This window comes from Bradyrhizobium sp. JR3.5, assembly GCF_054057015.1.
This window is the reverse complement of the sequence record NZ_JBSRYV010000001.1, coordinates 1,566,801-1,589,776: the sequence shown is the minus strand read 5'-3', so window position 1 is coordinate 1,589,776 and position 22,976 is coordinate 1,566,801. Positions and strand designations below refer to the sequence as shown.

The window sequence follows — 22,976 nt, the reverse complement described above, 5'->3', positions numbered from 1 at the left end:
GTGGTCGATCGGCACGGTGCTGGGGATCGCGATCCTCTACGTGGCCTGTCTGGTCTGAGCGAGGCGAACGATGGCCATGTCCCAGGCAAAAGCTCTGCAGGAAAAGGCCGAGATGTTCGAGCGCCGCGCCGAGAGCGCCGCGGATCCGATCTCCCGGCAACATTACAAGGAAATGGCCGCGCATTATCGCAGGCTCGCGACCGAGCACCTGGAGATCAACCGGAGCGAGCCCGCGCGTCAGGCCTGAGAGAGGGCTATCCGGCCTGCCACGGTCGGCTAGGTCGGCTTCGGCAGCAATGGCCGAAAGAACGACCGCTCATAGCGGACGAAGCAGCGTGTCTCCCTCGCGAAGGCGATCGCCTTCTGAACGTCCGGATCGAGCGCTGAATCCTTGCGGTACTGTTCGTAGGCTGCAAGGCTCGGAAAGCTGAAAATTGCCAACGCGACGTCGCTTGCTCCCTCGGAAGGCAGGAAATAGCCGTGATGAATGCCGCCAAACCGCGGCACCAGTTCCAGCCACATCGCACCATAGGCCTCGAATTCGGCGAGCTTGTCCGCGCGGACTTCGTATCGCAGATAACAGGTGATCATGCCGTGGTGCTCCTGCGCCAGGTGGTGGGCCAAGTGATGCGACAAGTGAACTGCCGCCTCTCCATAGCCGGAAATCCGAGGCGGCAGTCCTGGGCATCCACCGAAATTGCGCTGGCGGAGGTGAAATCAGCCCGCCATCTTGCCCATCCGCGCCAGCGCGGCGCCGGCCAGCGCGCGGGTCAGCTCGGCGGCCGGCATCTCCTTGCCCATCCGCACCGCCTGCCCGGCCCAGAGATTGGTGAAATCGACCTTGCCCTGTTTTTCGGCAGCCACCTTCAGCGGCCCGAGGGCGGTCGCCGCGTGCGGAAACGCCGGCGCGTCCGGTGAGATCGGGCCGACCTCGCGCATCACGCGGTTGGCGACACCCCGCGCCGGGCGGCCGGTCATCACATTGGTGATGACGGTCGATTCATCGCTCGCTTGCGCCAGCGCCACGCGGCCCGCCGCGCTGACCTTGGATTCCGGACAGCGCAAGAACGCCGTGCCGATCTGCACACCGGATGCGCCGAGCGCAAAGGCCGCGGCGATCCCGCGTCCGTCGGCGATGCCACCGGCCGCGACGACCGGCACCTTCACCGCATCGACCACCTGCGGCAGCAGCGAGAACGTGCCGGGCTGCTCGGCGATATCATCGGTCAGGAACATGGCGCGATGGCCGCCGGCGTCGGCGCCTTGCGCGATGACGACGTCGGCACCGTTCTCCTCGAGCCAGATCGCTTCCTTCACTGTCGTCGCCGACGACATCACGATGGCGCCCGCGGCCTTCACCCGCTGCAACAGTTTTGGCTCCGGCAGGCCGAAATGGAAGCTGACGACCTCGGGCTTCAGCTCCTCGACCACGGCGCAGAATGCCGCGTCGAATGGCGCGCGGTTCGCCGCGCTGATCGGCGCATCCGGATCGAGGCCGTGTTCGCGATAGTAAGGCCCCAGCCGCTGCCGCCATTGCGCCTCGCGTGCCGGATCGGCGTCGACCGCCTTGTGGCAGAAGAAGTTGAGGTTGACCGGCGCGGACACGCGCTGGCGGATGATCTTGACCTGCTCACGCGCCTTCTCGGCCGAGAGCATCGCACATGGCAGCGAGCCGAGCCCGCCGCCCTGCGCCACCGCAATCACAAGCTCCGCATCCATCACGCCGGCCATCGGCGCCAGCACGATCGGGAATTCGGTCTTGAAACGATCGATCAATCGACGGTCCGGCCACATGGTCTGTCTCGCGCTTGTTCAGGACAAAGAGGAAAGAGAGTTGCGCCGGCCCCGCAGCGACTGCTCGGCCTCGGCGACGATACGGCCGATGATCTCGGCCGCGGGAACGATATCATGGATCAGCCCGACGGACTCGCCGGCGAACACCGCGGCAACGTCGAAATTAGCCGCGGCCCTCGCGGCGGCGTATTCCTCCGCGATCTCGTCCGCGCGTTGCATCAGCTCGATCTCGCGGCCGCTCCAGCGCCGCAGATGGTCGTTGGAGAGCGAGCGCGCGGTGAATGGCGCCGGCCACATCAGCTTGCGCGACCAGTCGAACACCACGCCGCGCACCGTTTCGCCGCTCTTCGCCGCGCAGATCAGCTGCTTCGCCCGCTCGGGCGCGTCGGCTTCGACGCTGGCATAGAAGCGCGTTCCCATCAGCACGCCGGATGCGCCGAGCATCATCATCGCTGCGAGGCCGCGGCCATCCGCGATGCCGCCGGCTGCGACGACCGGGACGCGCCCTGCCGCGAAATCGATGATCGCAGGCACGATGTCCAGCGTGGTGCGCGAGGCGCCGTGACCGCCTGCCTCCGTGCCCTGCGCAATCAGGATGTCGGCGCCGCAATCGAGCGCTTGCTGCGCCATGTCCTCACTTTGCACCTGGCAGATCAGAAGCGCGCCCGCAGCCTTGATCTTGGCCGCGAACGGCGCGGGATCGCCGAATGACAGCATTACCGCGCGCGGCCGCGCCTCCAGTGCGATATCGATCAGCTCGGGCTGCCTGGCGAGGCTCCAGGTGATGAAACCGATCCCGAACGGGCGGTGATATCCGCTGAGCACCGCAGTCTCCACCTCGAGCCAGGCCCGATCTCCATAGCCGCCGCCCAGAATGCCGAGGCCGCCCGCGTCGCTCACCGCCATCACCAGCCGGCTGGCCGTGATCATCGCCATCGGCGCCAGCAGGATCGGATGCGCGATGCCCAGACGAGCCGTCAATTCGGTGCCGATCGGCATGCGTTGCTCCCTGTTCTGGACTTGCTGTTCTGGACTCGCAGCCTAAGCGGGCCTAACATTCTCGGAAAATGAATACTAGAGAACGTTACCATCTCTAAAATGAAACGGTGGTCCCAGATGGAATTGACCGACCTGCTCACCTTTTCCACGGTCGCCCGGCTCGGCGGCATCACCCGGGCCGCCGACGAGCTGAACACCGTGCAGTCCAACGTCACCCAGCGCATCAAGGCGCTGGAGGCCGAGATCGGCACTGCGCTGTTCGAGCGGCACAGCCGCGGCATGTCGTTGACCGGCGCCGGCCGCCGCCTGTTGCCCTATGCGCAGCGCATGGCGGCGTTGTCGCGCGAAGCGGTGCTCGCCGCGCGCGACGATGGCGAGCCGAAGGGGCCGCTGTCGATCGGATCGATGGAGACGACAGCCGCGGTGCGGCTGCCGACGCTGCTTGCCGAGTTTCATCGCCGCTATCCGGCGGTGCGCCTGACCTTGCGCACCGCGCCGACCGCCGATCTCGTCGCCGCCGTGCTCGACGGCTCGCTCGATGGCGCCTTTGTCGCCGGTCCGATCGAGCACGCCGAACTGTCAGCGACATCAGCCTTTACCGAAGAACTGGTGCTCGTCACCGCGCAGCGTTGGAAATCGCTCGCGGCCTTGCGCGCCGGCACGCCGGAGTCGGGCCCGACCGCGCTCGTGTTCCGCACCGGCTGCACCTACCGGCAACGCCTCGAACAGGTGTTCACCGAGTTCGGCTGGCCGTCCGCCGCCCGCTTCGAGCTCGGCACGCTCGACGGCATGGTCGGCTGCGTCGCCGCCGACATGGGCGTCACTTTGCTGCCGCGCGCGGTGGTCGAGCGCGACCACGTCCAGCGCGACGTCAAGATCCACAAGCTTAGTCCACAGCACGCGCATGTCGAGACGCTGTTCATCCAGCGCCGCACCGCACATCAATACAGCGCGTTGCAGGGACTTGCGGCGTGCCTTGGCGGCGACGATCGGGTGATCGCCGCGTGAGGCGACTTCAATCTTACCTCTCCCATCGGGAGAGGTCGGCGCATCGCGCCGGGTGAGGGGTTACGGTCCCTCGATGGAGCGCAGCCCCTCACCCGAATTGCTTCGCAATTCGACCTCTCCCCAATGGGGAGAGGTGAAGCAAGAGCTTTGCCTCGGCGCGCAGGTGCGTGCTAAGCGCTAGCGCCATGCCCGCCCCCATCCTTCCCCTGATCGAAGCCGCGCCGCACTGGCCTGACCGGGGCGCGCTGGTTGGCCTCGACCTCGGCACCAAGACCATCGGCGTTGCCGTCTCCGATCCGTACCGGCGGCTCGCGACCGGCGTCGAGACCATCCATCGCAAGCAGTTCAAGGCCGACGCCGCACGGCTGTTCACGATCGCAGCCGAGCGCAACGCTGTCGGCTTTGTGCTGGGCCTGCCGATCAACATGGACGGCAGCGAAGGCCCGCGCGCGCAATCGACCCGGGCCTTTGCCCGCAACCTCGCAGGCCTCACTGCGCTTGCGATCGGGCTGTGGGACGAACGGCTGTCGACCGCGGCCGTCGAACGTGAGCTGATCGGGATGGACGTCAGCCGCGCCCGCCGCGCCGAGGTGATCGACGAGCACGCCGCGATCTTCATCCTGCAGGGCGCGCTGGACCGGCTGGCGAAGCTGCGCGGAGACCGCTGACGATGGCCGTGGTGATCGCGGCGCTGTTGCCGGTGTTTTTGCTGATCGTGCTCGGTTTCGTCCTGAGACGCACGCTGATGCGGCTCGACACCCAATGGCATGGGCTGGAACAGCTCACCTACTACGTGCTGTTCCCGGTGCTTTTGGTACAGACGCTGGTGAAGGCCGATCTGACCAAGGTGCCGGTGGCGGGCGTCGGCGGCGCGTTGCTGCTCGCCGCGCTCGTGATGTGCCTGCTGTGTCTTGCGCTGCGCGGCCCGCTCGCCCGCGCCGGGGTCGACGGCCCCGCCTTCTCCTCGATCTTCCAGGGCGCCACCCGCTGGCAGACCTATGTCGGGCTGTCGGTGTCTGGCAATCTCTATGGCAAGGTCGGACTTGCGCTGGCCTCGGTCGCGATGGTCGCGATCATCCCGCTGGTCAACGTCTTCAGCGTCGCCGTGCTGGCGAAATATGCCTCATCCGGGAAGCGCTCCGCGGGCGCCATCGTGATGACTGTGGTGAAGAACCCGCTGATCTGGGCCTGCGTCATCGGGCTCGCCATCAACGTCACGCATGTCCCGCTGCCGAAGATCTGGCACGACGTCGCCGACGCGCTCGGCGGCTCGTCGCTCGCGATCGGCCTGCTCGTGACCGGCGCCGGACTGCATCTGAAAGGCATCTTCCGCCCCAGCCTCGCCGCCAGTATCGCGCTGGTCCTGAAGCTGGTCGCAATGCCCGTCCTGACCGTCGCGCTCGCGGTGTGGTTCGGCGTCACCGGCGCCAACCTCGCCATCGTCGCGGCCTGCGCCGCGGTGCCGACCTCGCCGTCAGCCTATGTGCTGGCGCGCCAGATGGGCGGCGACGCGCCGCTGCTCGCCCAGATCATCACACTGCAGACGATTTTGGCCGCGATCACGATGCCGATCGTGATCGCCGCCGTTGGGCCGTAGCACGCGGCATGCGCTTGCGCTGGCCGGCTCGTTGCGCTGATCGTCGCTATTTTCCGGACGAACCGGTGAACGCCGTATCAAGCACCTCACCGATCGGCTGCCAGCTGCGGCCATCAAACTGCAGCAACCGCAACTGCTCCACCGGTCGGAACTGCGCGGTGTTGATCTTGATGCCGGGGAGCAAGGCGGATGCCTGATAATCCCTGAGCGCCGCAGCCTGCTTCATGACGTTTTCGCGTGACAGATCGTTGCCGCATTGCCTGAGCACCTGGACCATCGTTTCGGCGGCGGCATAGCCGTAGACTGCGGCAGCGTCGTCCTTGCCGCCGGCTTTCGTATACTTGTCGAGGAAGCTGCGCCAGGCGCCCTGATCTTCCCTCCAGGCCGGATCGCTCGCATCCTTCAGGAAGGCGGCGGTGATGACGCCGGTCGCATTCTCCGTGCCGGCCGGCTTGAGCACCGTCTCGATCGATGACGCCATCTGGTTCACGACGAACACCGGCCGCCAGCCGTGCTCGGCCGCGGCCCGGATCACCTTGGTGGCATTTTCCGGCACTCCGGCAAACACAAAGACCTCGGCGCCCGATTGCTTCAGGATCGAGATGTGGCCGTCCAGATGCTGGTCATCGACATCATAGGCGATGTCGACCCTGATGTTGTGGGCGACGTCACCCAGCCCCTGCACCAATCCCTTGAACAATTCCCGGCCAAACTGGTCATTCTCCCAAAGCGCCACGATCTTCTTTCCAGGATAGAACGCCTGGATGTAATTGGCATAGATGCGCCCCTCCTCGCGGTATGAGGGCTGCCAGCCCATGGTCCACGGATAGACCGAGGGCTCGCTGAGGTCCTGATCGCCGGAGGCAACAAAAAGCTGGGGGACCTGCCGTTCGTTGAGATACTTCCGCACGGCGAGATTCTCCGGCGTGCCGAACGAACCGAACATCAAGAGCACATTGTCGGTCTCGACGAGAATGCGCGTGAGGTCCATGGCGTTGGAAACATCCGACAGATCGTCGTAGGACATGAAGCGGATCTTGCGGCCATTAATGCCGCCGCGTTCGTTGATCATGTCAAAATACGCGGCTTCCGCCTTGCCGATCTGACCGAAGATTTCCAGCGTGCCGCTATACGGCATCAGATTGCCGATCCGGATTTCGGTGTCGGTTACGCCCTGGTCGCGCACCTGCTGCGTGATGGCGCCGAGGGACGCCAGCGCGACGACGCTGGCCAGGAGCGTTCGGATTAACCTAGCCATGACAAGAGCTCGCACGATGGCAGCCGCCGCTGCCTGGTTTCGGTCCGGCCCGCGCTCGTTCATTGATCTAGATCATAGCACTCGAAGGGGGCATTGGCATCCCGTCTGTCAACCTCCTGAGCGGACGGCGACGCGCCGCTACGGGTTCCGCATCATCACGCTGCAGACGATCTTCGTCGCGATCACGATGCCGATCGTGATTGCCGCGGTCGGGCTTTAGGCGCGCCATCACAAATAGCGGCGCTCTCCAGCCCGGACCCAATGCTTTTTCTTCGAAACGATCAGGCACCGTGGGGACACGGAGCGGCATACTCAGCGCATCAGAGATTGCAATCTCGCAACGTTCTGAGCCGTCAGTATACACAAGCGTCCCTTGCGAAATCCGCAGCGTGACTCGCGAATCCGGCTGTTGTTCATCGGACCACCGATCCAAGGCCGCCTTGCTTTCGGGCGTCGCAAAACCTTGGAACGCCTTCATCTTGGGAATGAGGTGCTTCGCCCCGAGCGTGCTCCAAAAAATCGCTGCAGCAAGCACTGGAACCCAAACATCAGCCTCGCTCGTCAGGTCTCGCACGCGCTTCGCCAATTTTTGAAGATGTCTCAGGCCACCATCCACCATGCGACAGAAATTTGGGGGAAACGGCGAGAACAGCAGATACCCCGGCAAATCGTAGCGCATGTTGCCGCCGTGCGTTCGCCGCCATGGCCAAGGGCACTCCTGGCCAGCATCGGTTGATCGAATGTAGAGCGCACCTTTTGCTTCGCGGATCATCGGCCAGAAATTTCTCGCGGGCGATCGGCGGATCGCATCGTGAAGATCTGCGATGGCAAGGGCAACGGGGGCCGCCTTGGCCAACTCATCGACGGCCATCGACAGGTAATGACTGTGCTGGCTTATGTACTCCTCCGCCAAGACGCGATTCAAGCGATGAAGATGGTGGCGATAGGTCAGCATGTGCGCGTTGAACGCGTCGGGGGTTTGATTAGACATCAATCGTCCATTTTCCGAAACGCGCACGCTTACTGGAGGAGCGCCCTTATTATATCCCCGTCATTGCAAGCGAAGCGAAGCAATCGATCTCTCCGTTCGCTGAGACATGGATTGCTTCGTCGCTTCGCTCCTCGCAATGAGGGCGGAGAGAGACCGTCTACGATCCCGCCAGCCACCAGGTCTGGAGCGTCGCCGCAAAATTGTTCAGCCCGTGCAGCAGGATGGTGAGCCAGGTCGAGCCGGTGCGGAAGCGCAAATAGCCGAACAGGAACCCGATCGACAGCACCTCACAGAGGAAGAACCAGTCGTACTGCAAGTGCATCACGGTCCAGACGATCGACGACAGCAGGATCGCGCCATAGGGGCCGAGCGAGGTCTCCGACCAGCCGCGATAGAGCCAGCCGCGCGCGAACAGTTCTTCCCAGAGCGGCGCGGCCACGGCGAAGGCGATCACCAGAAGCCACAGCGCGCTGTGCTCCTGTGCCGATTTCAGCACGTCGCCCATGAAGCCCGGCGTCACCTCGCGGCCGGCCGCGCGGGATACCATGTCCCAGGCGCCGACCAGCACACCGAGTGCGACGACGCCGATGATCACGTTCTTCCACGACGTCCCGCGCAGCCCGAGGTAATCGGCGAACGGGATCCCGGTGCGGCGGATCGCGAACCACAGCACCAGGAGCACCATCGGCAGGCCCGCGAGGACCGAGAGCGAGATCGTCAGACCGTCGGCGACCACATGGGTGATGCCGGCCGCCGACAGTTCGCCGCCCTGCGCAATGATGCGGTAGACGATCACGGCAACCTGGCCGAGGAACATCGCGGCGAAGATCAGAAGGCCCCACAGCGAGGTGCCCCAGAACCTCCACACCCGAGGGGGACGTGGCGGCGGTTCGATGGTGGTCGGCGGAGTATCGGGATTGAGTGCGTCCATCAGATAACCTTCATGGCAGCGCCCGCGCCAGCAGCGCGCGCTGATCGGCATCGGAGAGGTCCACAGCGCCGTACATGCCGGCGTGGCGTTCGGCAAGCCGTGTCGCCGCGAACAGTTCGGCATTTTTCGGCGAGAACTGGTTGAGCACCGCGGTGGCAGCCAAGAGCGCCAGCTTCTCGACTGCAAGCCGTGCGATGCGCTCGCTGTCCGGGCGGCGGAACGATTGTCCGATCGACGCAATAGCCTCAGCGGCGCCCGGCAGGCCCCTGGTCTCGTCGGCGAGCGTACGCAGCACAGCGAGCGCGGCATCGGCCTCGCGGCCGAGCGCGCGCAACACGTCGAGGCACATCACGTTGCCTGAGCCTTCCCAGATCGCGTTGACCGGCGACTCCCGGTAATGGCGCGCCAGAATGCCCTCCTCGACATAACCATTGCCGCCGAGGCACTCCATCGCCTCGTAGAGGAAGCCGGGTGCGCTCTTGCAGGTCCAGTATTTGATCGCCGGCGTCAGCAGCCGCATATAGGCGGCCTCGCCCGTATCGGTTGGCGCGCGATCGAAGGCGCGGCAGAGCCGCATCACCAGCGCGATCGACGCCTCGACATGCAGCGCCATGTCCGACAGCACCGCCTGCATCAGCGGCTGGTCGGCAAGATGCTTCTGGAATACGCTGCGGTGCCGCGCATGATTGAGCGCGTGCGCCAACCCCGAGCGCATCAGGCCGGTGGAGGCGATCGCACAATCCTGCCGCGTCAACTGCACCATCTGGATGATGGTGCGGATGCCCTTGCCCTCCTCGCCGATCAATTCGGCATGGGCGCCGTGGAATTCCACCTCCGAGGAGGCATTGGAGCGGTTGCCGAGCTTGTCCTTCAGCCGCTGGAAGTGGATCGCATTGACCGTGCCGTCGGGCGCAAAGCGCGGCATGAAGAAGCAGCTCAGGCCATCCCTGGTTTGCGCCAGCACGAGAAACGCGTCGCACATCGGCGCCGACATGAACCATTTGTGCCCGGTGATGCGCCAGGCGCCGCCGTCGCGCTCGGCGCGCGTCATGTTGGCGCGCACATCGGTGCCGCCCTGCTTTTCCGTCATGCCCATGCCGAGCGTCATGCCGCGCTTGGTCCACCACGGCGCAAAGCCCGGGTCATAGGCGCGCGTTGAGATGACCGGCATCGTCTTCGCCAGAATGTCCGGCTGCGAGGCCAGCGCCGCGACCGAGGCGCGCGTCATCGTGATCGGGCAGAGATGACCGGTCTCGACCTGGGACGCGATATAGAACCTCGCCGCGCGCACCACCTCGGCCGCCCCGCCAGCCGGCTTGCCGTCGGCGGTCCAGGTCGAGTTGTGCACGCCGGCATGGGCCGAGTGCGCCATCAGCTCGTGATAGGCCGGATGAAACTCGACCTCGTCGCGGCGATTGCCCCTGGCATCGAAGGTTCGCAGTTTCGGCGTGTTCTCGTTGGCGACCCGGCCGCGCTCCGCCATGACGGCCGATCCCCAATGCTTGCCGAAATCCGACAGCTCTGCGCTGGCTGCCGCCCCGCCGTTGGCGACGACGGCCGCGACGAGTGGCGCGTCCGCCGTGAAGAGGTCGATGTCCTCAAAGGGCGGCGACTGGTTGAGGACGTCGTGGGTGGCGAACGGAGCCTGCGTCATGGTCTCCCCGGCGATTGGTCGCTCTGCGCGCGATGCCCGGACAACGGTCTTTGGCGGCGGCAGCGCCGTAACTGGAATCGGCGGATCATAAGCCTGCGAGCCGGCGCGGGGCAGCGAAAAGTACACGTCCGCTAGATGCTTCCCTGCTTCGGCACATGGCGGCCGAGCCAGCGGTCGACCCAGTCGTTGGCGCGGGTCCGGTTCGCCTCCCTCCTGGACGCCTGGACCGGAAAGATGTCGCCGCTGTTCAGTTGCCGGTTATCGGGATATTCAGCCAATTGCAGGTTCGATTCATGCGCGGCGCCGTCCACCGGAGAGATGTAGGCAAACCGGATCTCGATCTTGCGCTTGATGTCGGCGCCCTGCCATTTCGGATGGTGACGCGCCAGAAGCTCGACAAGCTCGCACGGCAACAGATCGGAGGTCGAGCTCCGATTGCCCTCGGTCTTCTCCATGTAGCATTGCTCCTTGACGCTGCTGACGCGCGCGTCGATCGGCCGGAAGTTCACCCGCTTGTCGAGCTCGCCGTAGACATAGAACCCGGCAACGCCGATCGCGATGATGCCGTAGAGCCCCAGACGCATGGTCGAACTCCCATCCTTCCGGACCGCGGTGACGGTCAGATCGTGCGCGTCTTCTCCGCCTTACTCTTGGAGGCCAGCACCGGAAACACGTCCCCTGCCCGCAGCGGCTTGCCGTTGGGGAAGTAGGACATCTGCAGGCTCGACTGGTGCGTGGCGCCGTCGACCGGCGAGACATACACGACCTTCACCTCGATCTTGTGCTTCAGGTCATAGCCCTGCCACTTCGGGTGCTCCTTGCGCAGCAGCTCGGCGATTTCGCAACGGGTCAGGTCGGAGGTCCACGTCGTCTTGGTGATGACGCCGCGCTCGACCTTTTCCAGATAGCACTGCTCGCTGACGCCGCTGATGCGCGCATCGACGCGCTGGTAATTCGCGCTCTTGTCGTATTGGTCGTAGATCGCAATGCCGGCAGCGCCGACGACAATAATGGCAATGGCTCCGAAACGCATGCTTCGTGCTCCCGTAAATGGCCGCACTTCATCCGGCCACAATTAAGGAGTGTTGAACGTGCATTCGGCTACTTTTGCGATGGCAAGCCTTGTCTTGCGAAAATGCCCCGGATTTGAAGAAAATCCTGCACTAGCGCGCCCGGGTGATCGGGAAATCATAGGCCGCCCCGCCGGCCCCCGGCAGCGAGAAGTGCCACCATTCCTTTGAATAGTTGGCAAACCCCTGCCGGGCCATCGCCGCGACCAGAAGGTTGCGCCAGCGTCGCTGCGCCGGCGAGATCGCCGCTGAGGCAGTATGGCCCTTCGCATCAGAGCAGTCGTAGCCGGTGCCCATGTCGACGCTGCCCTCCGGGGCGCGCGCTGCGACCGGCGCGGTGCAGTCGGCATAGTCGTTGGCCGGATCGAACTTGCGCGAATTGTCGGCGCGAAGATCGACCAGCGTAAGATCGACCGCGGCGCCGGTCGAATGCCCGGAATGGGTGGCGATATAGCCGAGGCGGAACAGATCGGCCTTCGAGAAGGCCGGGTTGTAGCGTCGCTCGGCGGCGGTCTCCTTGCCGTTCCTCGACCACGCCACCATGTCGGCAACCGCGCGGGCCGGCCGGTAGCAATCGAACATTTTCAGCGACAGGCTTTGCCGCGCCAGTTCCTGCTGCACGGCCTTGAGCCGCAGCCCCACCTCCCGCTTCACCACGCATTCCGCCGCGCCGTAGCCCGCGATCGGCCGCCCCATGAAATTATTGGAGGTCGCGTAGCGGATGTCCTGGATGATGGTCGGATCGATGTCGCGGAGGAACACGAAGTCGCCGGGCAGGCTCTGAGCGAAGGCAGACGAGATCGACCCTGAGATCAACTCGATGGCCAGCAGTGCGATCACGGCAATTTTCACGAGTCCTCGCTCCGCTGTCCCGGCTGCATGGCCGTCCAAGGCATCACCTCGCCTCCGCTCCGGCGAAGCCCGGTCGTCCACGTCTTGTTCCGGAAAGACCAGCAAAAGCAAGGCGCGGACAGCTTGCAATAGGCCCGGGCATGATGGCGGACAAACCCAGCCCCATCTTACTCGGGGAAAACTCCTCCGGGCCCTCTTCGCGCTTGCCCCACCGGCCATCCGCGCCTATAGCTCTCGCTTTAATGACCCCATCATTAAAATCGACTTTTGTCCTCGGTCACCGGCATCTGCTGGGCATCGAAGGCCTTTCCGCTGACGACATCACGGGCCTGCTCGACCTCTCCGAGGAGTATGTCGAGCTCAACCGCCAGGTCGACAAGAAACGCGCCAGTCTGCGCGGCCGCACCCAGATCAACCTGTTCTTCGAGGCCTCGACCCGGACCCAGTCCTCGTTCGAGATCGCCGGAAAACGCCTGGGCGCCGACGTCATGAACATGTCGGTGTCATCGATGTCGACCCGCAAGGGCGAGACCTTGATGGACACCGCGGTGACGCTGAACGCGATGCACCCGGACATCCTGGTGGTGCGCCACCACGCCTCCGGTGCGGTCGAGCTGCTGGCGCGCAAGGTTGACGGTTCCGTGATCAACGCCGGCGACGGTGCCCACGAGCACCCGACCCAGGCGCTGCTCGACGCGCTGACGATCCGGCGCAACAAGGGCCGGCTCGAGGGGCTGACGATCGCGATCTGCGGCGACGTGCTGCATTCCGCGCGTGGCGCGTTCCAACATCTTCCTGCTCAACACCATGGGCGCCCGCGTCCGCGTGGTGGGCCCCTCCACGCTGCTGCCGCGCGGCATCGAGCGGATGGGCGTCGAGGTCGCGCGCGACATGCGCGAAGGGCTGAATGGCGCCGACATCGTGATGATGCTGCGGCTGCAGCGCGAGCGCATGAACGGTTCCTTCGTGCCTTCGAGCCAGGAGTATTTCCACTATTTCGGCCTCGACCAGAAGAAGCTCGCTTACGCCAAGCCCGATGCGCTGGTGATGCATCCCGGCCCGATGAACCGCGGTGTCGAGATCGACACGTTCGTCGCCGACGGCGCACAGTCGCTGATCCGTGAACAAGTCGAAATGGGTGTGGCGGTGCGCATGGCAGTGCTCGAAGCGCTCGCCCGCAACCTGCCGAACGCGTGACGCCATGCTGACTGACCGCCGCCCCATCCTGCTCGCCAACGCCCGCGTCATCGATCCGTCCCGCGACTTCGACGGTCCGGGCGACGTCCTGATCGCGGACGGCGTGATCCGTGACGCCAAGCGCGGCATCGGAGCCGCCGGCGTCCCCGAAGGCACCGACATCGTCAATTGCGCCGGCAAGATCGTGGCCCCCGGCCTGATCGACATGCGCGCCTTCGTCGGCGAGCCCGGAGCCAGCCACCGCGAGACCTTTGCATCCGCCAGCCAGGCCGCGGCCGCCGGCGGCATCACCACCATCATCTGCCAGCCCGACACCTCGCCGGCGATCGACAATTCGGCGACCGTCGACTTCGTGCTGCGCCGCGCCCGCGACACCGCGATCGTCAACATCCACCCGATGGCGGCGCTGACCAAGGGCATGCAGGGCCTGGAGATGACCGAGATCGGCCTGTTGAAGGCCGCCGGCGCCGTCGCCTTCACCGATGGCGACCGCAGCGTCACCAATGCCCAGGTGATGCGGCGCGCGTTGACCTACGCCCGCGATTTCGACGCGCTGATCGTGCATCACACCGAGGACCCGCATCTGGTGGGCGAAGGCGTGATGAACGAGGGCGAGTTCGCCACGCGGCTCGGCCTCGCCGGGATTCCGACCGCCGCCGAGTCGATCATGCTCGAGCGCGACATGCGGCTCGCGGCGCTGACCGGCGGCCGCTATCACGCGGCCTCGCTGACCTCGATCGAGTCGCTGGAAATCCTCAAGCGTGCCCGCGATAACGGCCTCAACGTCTCGGCCTCGGTCTCGATCAACCACGTGACGCTGAACGAGAACGACATCGGCCCCTACCGCACCTTCCTCAAGCTGGCGCCGCCGCTGCGCACCGAGGAGGACCGCAGGGCGCTGGTCGCAGCCCTCGCCTCCGGCCTGATCGACGTCGTGATGAGCGATCACAATCCGCAGGACGTCGAGGTCAAGCGGCTGCCGTTCGCGGAAGCGGCGAGCGGCGCGGTCGGCCTGCAGACCATGCTGCCGGCGGCGCTGCGGCTGATCCACAATGGCGAGATGGAGTTCAAGACGCTGATCCGGGCGATGTCGACGCGGCCGGCGGAACTGCTCGGCCTGCCCGGCGGCACGCTGCGCGCCGGGGCCCCCGCCGATGTGATCGTGATCGACGCCGACACCCCCTGGGTGCTCGATCGCGACGATCTCAAATCGCTGTGCAAGAATACGCCGTTCGACGACGCCCGCTTCTCGGGCCGCGTGACGCGGACGATCGTCGGCGGACGGACGGTGTACGAACACGTCTGAATTGGCGTGGAACTCAGCGTACCGCGAGTTGCGACATCGCTTCCATCGTCGTTCCAACGACGATGGCCGCGACGTAAACCACAAAGAAAACCTGCTCCAGCCGCCTGCGAACAGAAGCCATGATAAGCTCCCTCATTTCCAAGGCCATGGTGCGGATTGATGGTTAATATTTCATTGACGGGATTACCAGAAATGGACCGGATCGACCGTCCAGGGAACCACCGCGATGTCTGCTGACGCGCTGCTGCTCGCCGCCTTCCTGATCGGCTATCTCCTGGGCTCGATCCCGTTCGGCATGATCCTCACCAGGCTCGCCGGCACGCAGGATCTGCGCACCATCGGCTCCGGCAATATCGGCGCCACCAACGTGCTACGCACCGGCCACAAGGGCCTCGCCGCGGCGACGCTGATCGGCGACATGCTCAAGGGCACCGTCGCCGTCATCATCGCGGGCTCGATCGACGGCCCGAACGCGGCAATGCTGGCGGCGCTCGGCGCATTCCTCGGCCACCTATTCCCGGTCTGGCTCAGATTCCGCGGCGGCAAGGGCGTCGCGACCTATATCGGCGTGCTGCTCGGCCTGTTCTGGCCCGCGGCGCTGATCTTTGCCGTGATCTGGATCGGCACCGCCACCACCACGCGCTACTCGTCGCTATCGGCGCTCGTCGCCGCGTTCGTGACGCCGCTGTTCCTGTGGTGGTTCGGCCACAACGCGCTCGCCTCGCTGTTCGCCGTGCTGACGCTGCTGTTGTTCTACATGCACCGCGAGAACATCAAGCGGCTGCAGGCCGGCACCGAAGGCAAGATCGGCGAGAAGAAGTAGCGCGTCGCTACCGCTTCAGCGCGTCCTCGACAAAGCTCGCCGCCGCCAACGCCTTTGCATCGCTGCCAAAGCCCGCGATCACGGTCACGCCGACCGGCAATCCGCCCTCGGCGATCAGCGTCGGCACGTTGACGCAGGGCACGCCCATCAGCGTCCAGAGCCGGTTGTAACGGGGATCGCCGGTCGAGGCCAAGCCGTTCGGCGCGGCGCCCGGCGCCGACAGCGTCAGCAGCACATCGACCTCGCCAAAAATCGCGGCCAGCGCCTGCCGCGCGCGCAGCGTGACGTCCATCGCCGCATCATATTCGGCGGGCGTGCCGCCCTTGCTCTCGTCGAGCCGGCCGCGCAGCAGCGGCGGCATCGCATCGTAGTTCTGGCCGTATTCCCAGGCGAACGACTGATGCGCCTCGAACTCCTGCACCACCGGATGAATCCGCCACGCCTCGGCGATGACCTCAGGCATCGCAAGCTCGCGCACGGTTGCGCCCGCCCGCTCCGCCGCCCGCGCCGCCTTCTGCAACGCCTCCGCGCCGGATAGTTCGGGCGCGCCGGCAAATGCCTGCGTCACGACGCCGATGCGCGGTGCCGCGACCTCGGACGGCACGACAAGCTCAGGACGCCTGGTCATCGCAGCCAGCCCCAGCGCGACATCGCGCACGCCGGCGCCGAACAGCCCGACGGTATCGAGCGTCCAGGAGAAGCACTTCACCCCGACGGTCGGCAGCAGCCGGTAGCTCGGCTTGATCGCGGCGACGCCGCAGAACGAGGCCGGCCGGATCACCGATCCGCCGGTCTGCGTGCCCAATGCCAGCGGGATCATCCCGGCGGCGACCGCGGCCGCCGAGCCCGACGACGAGCCGCCCGGCGTGTGCGCGTGATTGTGCGGATTGAGCGTTGCGGTCGGATCGTTCGCCGCGAACGCCGTCGTCGTGGTCTTGCCGACAATGGTCGCGCCGCCCTTCTTCAACGCCATCACCACAGGCGCATCGGCGCGCGGCTGATAGCCGCGGTAGATCGCAGCCCCCATCTCGGTCGGGAAACCGGCAGTATCGATGATGTCCTTGATGCCGACCGCAATCCCGCGCAGCGGCCCGGCATCCTGCGCACGCGCCTTCGTGTCGTGGCGGACGAAGGCGCCGATCGTCTTCTCCTGCGCATCGATCGCCTGCAGCGATTGGCTGATGGCCGCTTCAGGCGACAGCGCGCCCTGTTCGATACGCGCTTGGAGGTCGGCAAGTGAGATCATGGGCGGCTTCCTCGAATTGGCGACCGCTTGTAGCGCGTCACGCCTAGTCCGCCAATGTCGCGGTTGATCACAATCCCAGGTTGGGCGAAGCTACACCCCGCATGCATGACCGGTCACCCAGCACCACTGAACTCACCGACACGGAACGGCTCAACCGCCTGCGGTTGATCCGCTCCGACAATGTCGGCCCGCGCACCTTTGCATCGCTGCTCCGCCATTTTGGCGATGCGGCGCATGCGCTGGAGCGCCTGCCCGATCTCGCGCGCCGCGGCGGCGCATCGGGACCCGGGCGCATCGCGAGCGAGGCCGATGCGGCCGCGGAGCTCGCGGCCTGCGCCAAGTTCGGCATCGATCTCGTCGCACCGGAGGAGGCCCACTATCCGGCGCGGCTTGCCACCATCGACGACGCGCCGCCGCTGCTCGGCGTGCGCGGCGCGCGCGATACGCTGATGCGGCCGATGATCGCGATCGTCGGCTCGCGCAATGCGTCCGGCGCCGGGCTGAAATTCGCAGGCCAGCTGGCGCGCGATCTCGGCGACGCCGGCTTTGTCGTGATCTCCGGCCTTGCCCGCGGCATCGACCAGGCGGCGCATCGCGCGACGATTGCAAGCGGCACGGTCGCCGTGCTGGCCGGCGGCCACGATAGGATCTACCCGCCGGAGCACGAGGATCTGCTGGCCGCCCTGCTCGCGCGCGGCGCGGCGATCTCGGAGATGCCGCTCGGCCACGTGCCACGGGCGCGCGACTTCCCCCGCCGCAACCGGCTGATCTCGGGCGCATCGCTCGGCGTCGTGGTGGTGGAGGCCGCGCACCGCTCGGGCTCGCTGATCACGGCACGGATGGCCGCCGAACAGGGCCGCGAGGTGTTCGCGGTGCCGGGCTCGCCGATCGATCCGCGCGCCGCCGGCGCCAACGATTTGATCAAGCAAGGCGCCACGCTGGTCACCGAAGCCGCCGACGTGATCAGCGCGGTCACGCCGATCATGGAGCGGCCCGTCATGCTGTCCGCGCGCGAAGACGACGAGCCGCTGGATTTTGCCACCGATGCGTCCGATCGCGCCCGCATCATCAATCTGCTCGGACCGAGCCCGATCAGCCTCGACGATCTGATCCGGATGGCCGATGTCTCGCCCGCTGTCGTTCGCGCAGTGCTGCTGGAGCTCGAGCTTGCCGGCAGGCTCGAGCGTCACGGCGGGGGGCTGGTGTCGATGATCTAACGCGGCGGCTGGTGGCTTACTCCAATCCGTCACCGTCATCCTGAGGAGCCTGCGCAGCAGGCGTCTCGAAGGATGCACGGCCCGGCTGGTGGCCGTCGCCCCTTCGAGACGCGCTGCGCGCTCCTCAGGGTGACGGATAACACTCCCTACTCGTTGCGTCCGTCAAACCGTGTCCGCGCGCCCTCGATCTCCGGCAGGTGCGCGAACGCCCATTCGCCGAGCGCCTTCACGGGCGCGGCCAGACCATGGCCAAGATCCGTGAGCTCGTAATCGACCCGCGGCGGAATGGTTGGAAACACCGTGCGCGTGACCAGGCCATCGCGCTCCAGCCCGCGCAGCGTCAACGTCAGCATCCGTTGCGAGATGCCGTTGATCATCCGCTTCAGCTCGTTGAAGCGCTTTGGCCCGTCGGTCAGCATCATGATCACGAACACGCTCCACTTGTCGCCGACCCGCGCCAATACGGAGGCAACCGCGCGGCAATCGCTGTGATCCGGGTCAGGCAGGGGCGGAAGGGCAGGCACACGGATGTGCTCGGGTTTCATTGCTGTGCTCGGGTTTCAAAAATGTGCGTTCTTGCGGACATTTAGGACGGTCACTCATATAGCGCCAGTTACAAACCTATACCAAAGGTGACCCCTGCCATGAAGCTTCTGCACATCGACTCCTCGGTCCTCGGCCCCCACTCCGTCAGCCGCCAGGTCTCCGCCGCCGCCGTCGAGCGGCTGCGCCAAGCCAATCCCGGCCTGGTCGTGAGCTACCGCGATCTCACCCAGACCCCGCTGGCCCACCTCTCCGGCCTGCACCTCGCCGCCAGCCAGGGCGCGGCGCCGGACCCGTCCGTGCGCGACGACATCGCAACCGGCCAGGCGGTTCTCGACGAGTTCCTTGCCGCCGACATCGTCGTGATCGGCGCGCCGATGTACAATTTCACCATTCCCTCCCAGCTGAAGGCCTGGATCGACCGCGTCGTGGTCGCGGGCAAGACCTTCAAATACGGCGCCGCCGGCGTCGAGGGGCTGGCCGGCAACAAGCGCGTCATCATCGCGATCTCGCGCGGCGGCTATTACGGCGCCGACACGCCGATGGCCGCGCTCGAGCATCTCGAGACCTATCTGCGCGGGGTGTTCGGTTTCATCGGCGTCAAGAATCTCGAGCTGATCCCCGCCGACGGCATCCAGGTCGGTCCCGAGCATCGCGAGAAGGCGGTCGCAGGCGCGCTGCAGGCCGCCGGCAGCCTGAACGCCGCCTGACGCGATCATATTTCTGCCGTCACCTCGGTGGCGGCAGGTCGTTTCAGGCGGATGAAGTCAGAACCAGACGCCTTGAATGCCGAAGATGACGGCGACGAGCGAGATCAACAAACCGACGCCGGAAAACAGCGCGACCGTCACAAATTGTGCTGTGTCTGAGTTTTCATTTTCGGAGGTAGACGAAACCGGGATCGGCGTCGAAATGCGGGCTGCTTTCGGCATGAAGGAACTCCAAAATGATTCCGTGGTGAAAAAAATCCCCGCCCATTCAGGAGTCCGGCGAGTACGTCAAAGGTTCAATACAAGCCATGATAGTCTCGTACAAAATCGGCCGGTGTGAACTGCTTCACACCGGCCGTTCTCTACAATGCGAAACAAATTAGCCGCGATAGATCGGCGCGCCGGCGGGAGATGCCGTTGCACCGCCATCGATGAACAGTTCCTGCCCCTGCACATGCGCACCGTCGTCGGACGCCAGGAACAACACCGTCTTCGAGATGTGATCGGGTTCACCGATACGTCCGAGCGGCGTGGACTTCCCGATCCGCTGCTCGAACGCTTTCTCGGCCTCGGGCGTTGCGATCGCAGCGCCCCAGATCGGCGTACGCACGGCGCCCGGCGCCACCACGTTGACGCGGATGTTGCGCGGCGACAGTTCTGACGCCATCACCCGCGCCATCGCGCGCACGCCGGCCTTGCTCGCGGCATAGGCCGAGTAGCCGGGATTGCCGAGCACCGAAATTACCGAGCCGTTGAGGATGATCGAAGCGCCGTCGTTGAGATACGGCGCGACCGCCTGCACGGTGAAGAACACGCCGGTGAGATTGGTGCGGATCACATTTTCGAATGCAGCGAGCGTGGTGCCGCCGACCGGCGTCTGGCCGGGAATGCCGGCATTGGCGAACAGCACGTCGTACTTGCCGAACTTCTCCGCGCCCTGCTTCACCGCGGCTTCCAGCGCTGCGACATCGGTGGCATCGGCCACCACCGCGAGCGCGTTCGGTCCGAGTTCCCGCGCTGCGGCCGCGAGCGTCTCCTTATTGCGCCCGGTAATGACGACCTTGGCGCCTTCGGCGACGAACAGCTTTGCCGTCGCAAGCCCGATGCCGCTGTTGCCGCCGGTGATCAACGCCGTCTTGTTTGCCAGTCTCATGTCCGCCTCCAGTTGGTTGCATTATTAAACTTCGTTGCCTAGCTAGGGCATCAGGTTTAATATTGCAACCACACAAGACCGTGATGGCCCAACTTTCGGAGCGTGCGTCGTGAAACGAACCAGCCTTGCAGGCGACAGCTGTCCGGTGGCACGCGCACTCGACGTGTTCGGCGACTGGTGGTCGCTCCTGATCATCCGCGACGCCAGCCTCGGCCGGCGCCGTTTCGGCGAATTCCAGGCCAGCCTCGGGCTTGCGAAGAACATCCTCACCACCCGGCTGCGCACGCTGGTCGAGCGCGGCATCCTGAAGATGGTCCCCGCCTCCGACGGCAGCGCCTATCAGGAATACGTCCTGACGCCGAAGGGCCACGGCATCTTTCCGATCCTGGTTGCACTCCGGCAATGGACCGAGGAATTCGACGACCATCCGGACGAGATCGCGACCATCATGGTCGACCGCGACAAGGGCAAACCGGTCAAGAAGCTCGCACTGCTTTCGCAGGACGGACGCGTGCTGGGGGCGGCCGACACGACGTTGAAGCCGCGGCCTGCAGCAAAGCGCGCGCGACGTCACGCGACTGCGTAGGATGGGTGGAGCGAAGCGATACCCATCCTACGGCGCAGATGGTGGCGAGCCGGGCGATGACACCGAGATGAAGTACGCAATGACGGTGCGTCGCATCGTGCGAGCACCATCCTCATCGTCGTCCCGGCGCAGGCCGGGACCCATATGTGGACGGCCCCCGTGGCACAAGAGCCTTTTGGCAAGATCGGATCGCGTGCATCCATATGTCCGGCCTGTTGGGTGCGATCGCGTAGACCGCTGGCCAAGATGGTTTGCGCGATGCGAGTTCCAAACAACTCCGCGACCTGTTGACGGCCGATGGGTCCCACGGATTGTCTCGCATCGTTGCTCGATCGATCGCTCCATCTGCTCTTGCAGCTCCGGGTCGGCTGACGAGCGAGCCCGCCAGCCGGCCAATCTGTTAAGCGGTACCCGTCGTCGCGGCATTCAGCCGTGCGGCGTCATAACTCTCACCCGTCACCATCAGCTTCCAGACGATGCGCGCCACCTTGTTGGCGAGCGCTACGGCCGCAAGCTTCGGCGGCTTACGCTTGATCAGCGCCAGCAGCCAGCGCGAGTGATGACCGCGCCCCCGCCTGGCCTGCTGGATCACCGCCGTGGCCCCGACGACCAGCAGACGGCGCAGGTCCTCATCGCCCGCCCGGGTGATCTTGCCAAGCCTGGTCTTGCCTGCGGTGGAGTGGTCCTTGGGTGTCAATCCCAGCCAAGCCGCAAAGTGACGACCGGAGCGGAACGCGCCCGGATCAGGTGTCTTCATCACCAGCATCGTTGCAATGATCGGACCGACCGAGGGGATCTGAGCCAGGCGCCGGCCCGTGGCATCGCCGCGGTGCCAGGCCATCAGCCTGGCCTCAACCACCTCCAACTCGCCCTCGAGCCTGACGCACTCCCGGCCCAGCACGACAAACAGCTCGCGCGCCAGAGCGGGAAGCGTCTCGTCCTGCGCGATCCGCGCCAGCAGTGGTTCGATCGCCTCCAGTCCCTTGGGCGCGATCAGGCCATACTCCGCCGCATGGCCGCGGATCGTGTTGGTCAATTGGGTGCGCCGGGCGATCAGTCCGTCGCGGACCCCCATCAGCATCAGCGCAGCCTGCTGCTCGGCCGTCTTCACCGGCACAAAGCGCATGCTCGGCCGGCTCATCGCCTCACACAGGCCTTCTGCATCACGCCCGTCATTCTTGTTCCGCATCACGTAGGGCTTCACCAATTGCGGCGCCATCAGCTTCACCTCATGGCCCAGCCTGGAAAGCTCGCGCGCCCAATATTGCGAAGCTCCGCATGCCTCCATCCCGATCACCGTCGGCGGCAATTTGGCGAAGAACTCCAGCACGAGTTTGCGCGAAAGCTTCTTGCGTAAGACCGGCTGCTCGGACGCATCAACCCCATGCAGCACAAAAATATGCTTCGACGTATCCATCCCAATACGGATAATCTCTCTCACGGACGGTCTCCTTGTCTGAGATTTACAACAACCTCATTCTGGCACACTGATGCCGTAGGGGGCCGTCCACACCATCATATCCAGCGAAGGTGATTGTTGAGCGACGCTGGGGCCACAGCCCTCTTCAGGACGCGCCACACATTCGGTGTCGTCCTGGCGAAAGCCAGGACCCATTACCCCAAATCTCAATTGTTGCGCGACGCTGGGGCCGCGATCACGCCCATCACCGAATCTCACGACAGCTTCCTTCGGCTGCGCGCGCGCAATTGCTCGTCGGCCTCCAGCCGGGTCATCGCGAGCAGATGGTCGAGGACTTCGAATTTGTGGCGCTGGGCGAGTTTGGCGAGCTCGGTCGCGGCCGCTGCGATCAGGACCAGGGCGTCATCCGGGCCGCCCTCCCCACCTGGCTCGTCGCCTTCCGGTCGCCGTCGGCCGGACGGCTTGGGCTTCCGCCCACCCCCTGTGCTGCTCAAAAGGCCTAACCCGATTCCCACCCTATATATAAAGAGATACGCCGTTTCCGGCCGCAACTCTAGGACGCATTTTTCAACCCTGGGGATAGGAACTCCACAGCTTGAGCCCTCCCTTCAATATCTGGCG

The 22,976-nt window shown here is 65.3% G+C and carries 25 protein-coding genes and 1 pseudogene; 10 read left to right on the top strand and 16 right to left on the bottom strand.

Annotated features, from left to right (window positions below; all coding sequences use genetic code 11):
• Positions 1-70 precede the first annotated feature (70 nt).
• A complete protein-coding gene (locus ACVWW1_RS08000) occupies positions 71-247 on the top strand; it encodes a hypothetical protein (protein WP_456655436.1) in 177 nt (58 codons plus the stop codon).
• A gap of 29 nt (positions 248-276) precedes the next feature.
• Here the strand turns inward: ACVWW1_RS08000 and ACVWW1_RS07995 are convergent, their stop codons facing one another.
• The 3 genes from ACVWW1_RS07995 to ACVWW1_RS07985 all read right to left on the bottom strand — a co-directional run bounded on the left by ACVWW1_RS07995 (position 277) and on the right by ACVWW1_RS07985 (position 2,793).
• A complete protein-coding gene (locus ACVWW1_RS07995) occupies positions 277-591 on the bottom strand; it encodes an NIPSNAP family protein (RefSeq protein WP_456655435.1) in 315 nt (104 codons plus the stop codon).
• 126 nt (positions 592-717) lie between these two features.
• Positions 718-1,794, bottom strand: a complete 1,077-nt coding sequence (locus ACVWW1_RS07990; protein ID WP_456655434.1) for an NAD(P)H-dependent flavin oxidoreductase — start codon at positions 1,792-1,794, stop codon at positions 718-720.
• 18 nt (positions 1,795-1,812) lie between these two features.
• Positions 1,813-2,793, bottom strand: a complete 981-nt coding sequence (locus ACVWW1_RS07985; protein ID WP_456655433.1) for an NAD(P)H-dependent flavin oxidoreductase — start codon at positions 2,791-2,793, stop codon at positions 1,813-1,815.
• Between the two features lie 117 nt (positions 2,794-2,910).
• Here ACVWW1_RS07985 and ACVWW1_RS07980 point away from each other — a divergent pair, with 117 nt between their 5' ends.
• From ACVWW1_RS07980 to ACVWW1_RS07970, 3 genes are all read left to right on the top strand, one after another.
• Positions 2,911-3,801, top strand: coding sequence for a LysR substrate-binding domain-containing protein (locus ACVWW1_RS07980; RefSeq protein ID WP_456655432.1), 891 nt, complete (start codon positions 2,911-2,913; stop codon positions 3,799-3,801).
• A gap of 185 nt (positions 3,802-3,986) precedes the next feature.
• A complete protein-coding gene (gene ruvX / locus ACVWW1_RS07975; protein ID WP_207829961.1) occupies positions 3,987-4,469 on the top strand; it encodes a Holliday junction resolvase RuvX in 483 nt (160 codons plus the stop codon).
• A gap of 2 nt (positions 4,470-4,471) precedes the next feature.
• Positions 4,472-5,398 (top strand): AEC family transporter, encoded by a 927-nt coding sequence (locus tag ACVWW1_RS07970; protein ID WP_456655431.1) that lies wholly within the window; start codon positions 4,472-4,474, stop codon positions 5,396-5,398.
• Positions 5,399-5,444: 46 nt separating this feature from the next.
• On the opposite strand, the gene ACVWW1_RS07965 is transcribed toward ACVWW1_RS07970, so the two are convergent.
• The 7 genes from ACVWW1_RS07965 to ACVWW1_RS07935 form a co-directional block, all read right to left on the bottom strand.
• Positions 5,445-6,656, bottom strand: a complete 1,212-nt coding sequence (locus ACVWW1_RS07965) for an ABC transporter substrate-binding protein (RefSeq protein WP_456655430.1) — start codon at positions 6,654-6,656, stop codon at positions 5,445-5,447.
• Positions 6,657-6,723: 67 nt separating this feature from the next.
• Entirely contained in the window at positions 6,724-7,647 is a 924-nt protein-coding gene (locus ACVWW1_RS07960) for a hypothetical protein (RefSeq protein WP_456655429.1), read from the bottom strand.
• Positions 7,648-7,804: 157 nt separating this feature from the next.
• A complete protein-coding gene (locus ACVWW1_RS07955; protein ID WP_456655428.1) occupies positions 7,805-8,578 on the bottom strand; it encodes a CPBP family intramembrane glutamic endopeptidase in 774 nt (257 codons plus the stop codon).
• A gap of 10 nt (positions 8,579-8,588) precedes the next feature.
• Entirely contained in the window at positions 8,589-10,232 is a 1,644-nt protein-coding gene (locus tag ACVWW1_RS07950) for an acyl-CoA dehydrogenase family protein (protein WP_456655427.1), read from the bottom strand.
• A gap of 131 nt (positions 10,233-10,363) precedes the next feature.
• Entirely contained in the window at positions 10,364-10,816 is a 453-nt protein-coding gene (locus ACVWW1_RS07945) for a hypothetical protein (protein ID WP_456655426.1), read from the bottom strand.
• 35 nt (positions 10,817-10,851) lie between these two features.
• Entirely contained in the window at positions 10,852-11,265 is a 414-nt protein-coding gene (locus ACVWW1_RS07940) for a hypothetical protein (protein WP_207829975.1), read from the bottom strand.
• A gap of 130 nt (positions 11,266-11,395) precedes the next feature.
• A complete protein-coding gene (locus tag ACVWW1_RS07935) occupies positions 11,396-12,154 on the bottom strand; it encodes a M15 family metallopeptidase (protein WP_456655425.1) in 759 nt (252 codons plus the stop codon).
• Positions 12,155-12,396: 242 nt separating this feature from the next.
• Between ACVWW1_RS07935 and ACVWW1_RS07930 the strand changes: the two are divergent.
• The 3 genes and pseudogenes from ACVWW1_RS07930 (at position 12,397) to plsY (ending at position 15,480) form a co-directional block, all read left to right on the top strand.
• A pseudogene (locus ACVWW1_RS07930) lies at positions 12,397-13,351 on the top strand (aspartate carbamoyltransferase catalytic subunit).
• A 4-nt stretch (positions 13,352-13,355) separates the two neighbouring features.
• A complete protein-coding gene (locus ACVWW1_RS07925; protein WP_456655424.1) occupies positions 13,356-14,657 on the top strand; it encodes a dihydroorotase in 1,302 nt (433 codons plus the stop codon).
• A gap of 226 nt (positions 14,658-14,883) precedes the next feature.
• Complete coding sequence (gene plsY, locus ACVWW1_RS07920; RefSeq protein WP_207829979.1) at positions 14,884-15,480, top strand: glycerol-3-phosphate 1-O-acyltransferase PlsY; 597 nt, start codon at positions 14,884-14,886, stop codon at positions 15,478-15,480.
• 7 nt (positions 15,481-15,487) lie between these two features.
• Here the strand turns inward: plsY and ACVWW1_RS07915 are convergent, their stop codons facing one another.
• On the bottom strand, positions 15,488-16,726 hold the full coding sequence (locus ACVWW1_RS07915; protein WP_456655423.1) for an amidase: 1,239 nt from the start codon (positions 16,724-16,726) through the stop codon (positions 15,488-15,490).
• A 101-nt stretch (positions 16,727-16,827) separates the two neighbouring features.
• On the opposite strand from ACVWW1_RS07915, the gene dprA reads away from it, so the two are divergent.
• A complete protein-coding gene (dprA, locus tag ACVWW1_RS07910) occupies positions 16,828-17,943 on the top strand; it encodes a DNA-processing protein DprA (protein WP_456655422.1) in 1,116 nt (371 codons plus the stop codon).
• A gap of 146 nt (positions 17,944-18,089) precedes the next feature.
• Here dprA and ACVWW1_RS07905 read toward each other — a convergent pair whose 3' ends face one another.
• A complete protein-coding gene (locus ACVWW1_RS07905) occupies positions 18,090-18,488 on the bottom strand; it encodes a winged helix-turn-helix transcriptional regulator (protein ID WP_456655421.1) in 399 nt (132 codons plus the stop codon).
• A gap of 99 nt (positions 18,489-18,587) precedes the next feature.
• On the opposite strand from ACVWW1_RS07905, the gene ACVWW1_RS07900 reads away from it, so the two are divergent.
• The gene (locus ACVWW1_RS07900) at positions 18,588-19,196 is read left to right on the top strand and encodes an FMN-dependent NADH-azoreductase (RefSeq protein ID WP_456655420.1); all 609 of its coding nucleotides are present in this window, start codon (positions 18,588-18,590) and stop codon (positions 19,194-19,196) included.
• A gap of 57 nt (positions 19,197-19,253) precedes the next feature.
• On the opposite strand, the gene ACVWW1_RS07895 is transcribed toward ACVWW1_RS07900, so the two are convergent.
• Both ACVWW1_RS07895 and ACVWW1_RS07890 read right to left on the bottom strand, forming a co-directional pair.
• On the bottom strand, positions 19,254-19,418 hold the full coding sequence (locus ACVWW1_RS07895) for a hypothetical protein (RefSeq protein ID WP_207829992.1): 165 nt from the start codon (positions 19,416-19,418) through the stop codon (positions 19,254-19,256).
• Positions 19,419-19,575: 157 nt separating this feature from the next.
• Entirely contained in the window at positions 19,576-20,349 is a 774-nt protein-coding gene (locus ACVWW1_RS07890; RefSeq protein WP_456655419.1) for an SDR family NAD(P)-dependent oxidoreductase, read from the bottom strand.
• Between the two features lie 109 nt (positions 20,350-20,458).
• On the opposite strand from ACVWW1_RS07890, the gene ACVWW1_RS07885 reads away from it, so the two are divergent.
• Positions 20,459-20,935, top strand: a complete 477-nt coding sequence (locus tag ACVWW1_RS07885) for a winged helix-turn-helix transcriptional regulator (protein WP_456655418.1) — start codon at positions 20,459-20,461, stop codon at positions 20,933-20,935.
• A 400-nt stretch (positions 20,936-21,335) separates the two neighbouring features.
• Here the strand turns inward: ACVWW1_RS07885 and ACVWW1_RS07880 are convergent, their stop codons facing one another.
• Entirely contained in the window at positions 21,336-22,376 is a 1,041-nt protein-coding gene (locus ACVWW1_RS07880) for an IS110 family RNA-guided transposase (RefSeq protein WP_456655417.1), read from the bottom strand.
• 233 nt (positions 22,377-22,609) lie between these two features.
• Positions 22,610-22,849: a hypothetical protein gene (locus ACVWW1_RS07875; protein WP_456655416.1), complete on the bottom strand. Its 240-nt coding sequence runs from the start codon at positions 22,847-22,849 to the stop codon at positions 22,610-22,612.
• Positions 22,850-22,976 lie beyond the last annotated feature (127 nt).